Genomic DNA, 2,869 nt, shown 5'->3' with positions numbered 1-2,869 from the left:
GCCGGTTCATGATGATGTCCTCGACCGTGTCGTCGGCCATGAACTCGGCAAACGGTGCGAGGGCGAAGTCGAGCAGGGGAAGGGCCGCGTGATGGTGGTTCATGTCCGTGTCCTTCGGCGGTCGGGTTAGCGGGCCATCGTCAGCGAGAAGCACGGCCGCATGTCGATGTCGTCCATGGCCATGATCAGCACCTGCGGCGCCTGCGCCCGGCGTAGCGTCGGGGGGATGTCGATGTCGTCGCCGTAACTCCCCTGAGCGAAGTTTTTGGAACCGCTCTGGAACTGGTTGAAGGAAATGCCGCTGTCGGCGCCGATGGCGTTCGACGCGCCGATCGCGGCGGCCTGGCCGGCGGCATCGAGCAGGGCGATCATGGCGACGCCACGGAACCGCTCGAAGAAGTGGGTGTCGACCTCGCCGTCGATGCCGGGGGTTCCAAGCTGGTCAGCCAGCGAGGCCCGCAACTTGATCAGACAGCCCTGCGGCGTCTCCAGCCGGGTGACCACGGCGAACGCGCGATCCATCCCGCGCTCCAGGTGCTGGGCGACGCGCCCGAACGCCCAGGTGCCATCGTCCAGCAGCGGCACCGCGCCGGACGTGCTGTAGACCGGACCGCGAACCTTGCATCGGAATGGGCCGGGAACCTGCGTGTTGATCGGCTGCTCCAGGATGCAGGGGATCGGCGTCCCCATCGTCATGAACAGGTTGCGGTCCGGCAGCATCGTTGCGGAAACTGTACCGCCGTCGCGTCCTGCCCCGAGACCTTCGTCCAGCCGATCACTACCGCCGCCGTTCAGGGCGGAGATGCTGTCGACGCCGCCTTCGGTAGACGGCGCCGGTGCGGTGGGAGGCGCGGCGGTCCTGAGTCCTCCGCTCGTCTGCAATGCCGAGATCGGCGGCCGAACGACAGGTCGAGCCAGGACGCTGGGCACGCTCGGCATGCCCGTGCCTGTCGGCCTTGCCGGCGGCAGGGGCGGCCTCAAGGCGGCCGGTGCTGTCGGCGGCGCTGAGGGCGGGATTGGCGCGAAGGCGCTGCCGATCTCACCGTTGCGGGCGACGGTGCCGCGGTCGGCTTCGACTGGCGGCGGCGGGCTGTCGGTCAGGATGAACCAGCCGGCGGCGATGATGGTGACGGTGCCCAGCAGCGCCTTGCCGAGCTTCTTCTTCCTGCTCTCCCTGGGTCCGGCGATCTGCGACGTCGTGGCATCGGTCTGCGGAGTGATGGTGTTCCCGAGCATTATGAGCCGCTCCTGATCTGGCGCACGACACCAGGGTCGACGGTGCCGGTTCCCGTCCGATGTCCAACCGGATCATAGGCGTTGTTCGTGATGCAGAGCACGGAGTTGCCGTCGCGCAGCCGGAGCATCGGCACGACGCCGTGGATGATCAGCAGGCTGCCCCTGGTCGCTGAGTCGACCACGGTGCTCTGGCCGATTACGGATTCCGAACTGTCGGGCATGACCTGGTAGGCCAGGGGCACGGGGCGATTGCCGGGATAGCGCAGGTACGTGCGCTGGCCATCGTCCCACATCGCATCCAGCCCGGCCGGCGCCGTCGGCGCCAGGGCGATGCGGTCGGCGTCGGTGCCCTGGCCGTCATAGGCGACGTTGTGGGCGAGGACGGACTGCTGAACCTGCGTCAGCCGGTCGGCTACGGCCTGTGCCTGAAGTTTCTCCTGCTTTTCCTGCCAGAGTTTCTGCCGCTCCTTCCGCTCGGCTTCCCTGAGGATCTTCGAAGCGACGGGGTCGGAGAAGACGACGGAGAAGAAGGTGTCAGGCGCCTGCGGACCGCCGGGGATGGTGCTGAGTTCGAAGGAATGGCGGCGATGTTCCTGCTTGCCGGTGACCGGGTTCGTCCACACGCCGATGACGGTGAACGGCTGCGGCTCGAGGTGGCGCAGCGCCTTGACCATCAGGAACTTCGACGGATTGGCGTCGGAGCCCGGCATGTGAATCTGAAGGTTGTCGTCGGCGGTGGCGGACTGGCCGGTGGCGACCCGTTCGACCGGCGGCTTGCCGCTGATGATCTCGTTATCTGATGTGCCGACGCTGTAGACGACTTCATTGTCAGGCAACTGAAGAGTGGTCGTGGCGCCGGGCACCAGGAACAGGCTGACGATCTGGCTCGGATCGTAGGCGATGCAGCGCTCGCGCGGATCTGGCCCGCACGGCTGCGGGACTTCGGCGGCGGTGGCGGCCGAGGACATCAGGGCCAGTGCCACGGCTGCCATCGAACAGATCCGGGGTGCTTTGTTCATCACCTGCTGACTCCCTCGCGCTGGGCGCCTGCGTACTCGATGACCTGGATCTGCGGGGCGTTGAAGGTCCAGCGCTGCCAGATCCGGTCCTGTGGAAGTTCGACGTTCCGCTTGATGGCGACTGTCGCGGCATAGCGAACCGGTGGCATCCGCTTGCCGTCCGGCAGCGTCTCGACCCGGTCGAACCAGACGCGATAGGCGGGAGGGCCGTCGGCGATGCAGGCTTTCTCGATCGGGCAGATCGGCTCCCATCGGACGAAATTCGCCTCGATCGTCATATCCCTGTAGATCTGCGCCGGGCTTTGCGGATTGTCGGCGCGATACCAGTTCTGGAAGCTCTCGCGAACCTTCGGCGCCGACAGGGCCGAGACCATCGTCCACGCCCATCCGGCGTTGCCGGCCGACCAGCTCTCGCGCTGCTGCACATAGCTCCAGACGACATTGACCGTGACGTCCTCACGGACGGGTTTGGGCAGAGACTCCCACTTGACGGCCGTGGTCGTCGTTCCGTCGTCGCGGACGTGGGTTGTGATCGGGATGATTTCCTTGAGCGGCAGCAGGTAGCAAATGACGGCGGCTTCGGCGACGGCGATGAAGACGATCCCGGCGAAGGC

General features: G+C 66.6%; 3 protein-coding genes. All 3 read right to left on the bottom strand.

Translation table 11 applies throughout. The annotated features are described in order from the left end of the window. Window positions 1-126 precede the first annotated feature (126 nt). Window positions 127-1,236, bottom strand: a complete 1,110-nt coding sequence (locus N826_RS38560; protein WP_044437852.1) for a TraB/TrbI/VirB10 family type IV secretion system protein — start codon at window positions 1,234-1,236, stop codon at window positions 127-129. After that, window positions 1,236-2,255: a TrbG/VirB9 family P-type conjugative transfer protein gene (locus N826_RS38555; RefSeq protein ID WP_044437850.1), complete on the bottom strand. Its 1,020-nt coding sequence runs from the start codon at window positions 2,253-2,255 to the stop codon at window positions 1,236-1,238. The genes N826_RS38560 and N826_RS38555 overlap by 1 nt, the downstream gene beginning before the upstream one ends. Beyond that, window positions 2,255-2,869, bottom strand: a 615-nt coding sequence (locus tag N826_RS38550) for a type IV secretion system protein (protein WP_044437848.1), incomplete at its 5' end; no start/stop codon positions are given. The genes N826_RS38550 and N826_RS38555, both read right to left, overlap by 1 nt.

Origin of the sequence: Skermanella aerolata KACC 11604 (genome assembly GCF_000936425.1) — a bacterium.
Classification (GTDB): Bacteria; Pseudomonadota; Alphaproteobacteria; order Azospirillales; family Azospirillaceae; genus Skermanella; species Skermanella aerolata.
Note: the sequence above shows the minus strand (reverse complement) of the source record. Positions and strands in the feature narration are given on the sequence as shown.

Excerpts from the sequence above, each read along its gene's own strand:
- N826_RS38555 (WP_044437850.1), bottom strand. The coding sequence starts at position 2,255 with ATGAACAAAGCACCCCGGATCTGTTCGATGGCAGCCGTGGCACTGGCC.
- N826_RS38560 (WP_044437852.1), bottom strand. The coding sequence starts at position 1,236 with ATGCTCGGGAACACCATCACTCCGCAGACCGATGCCACGACGTCGCAG.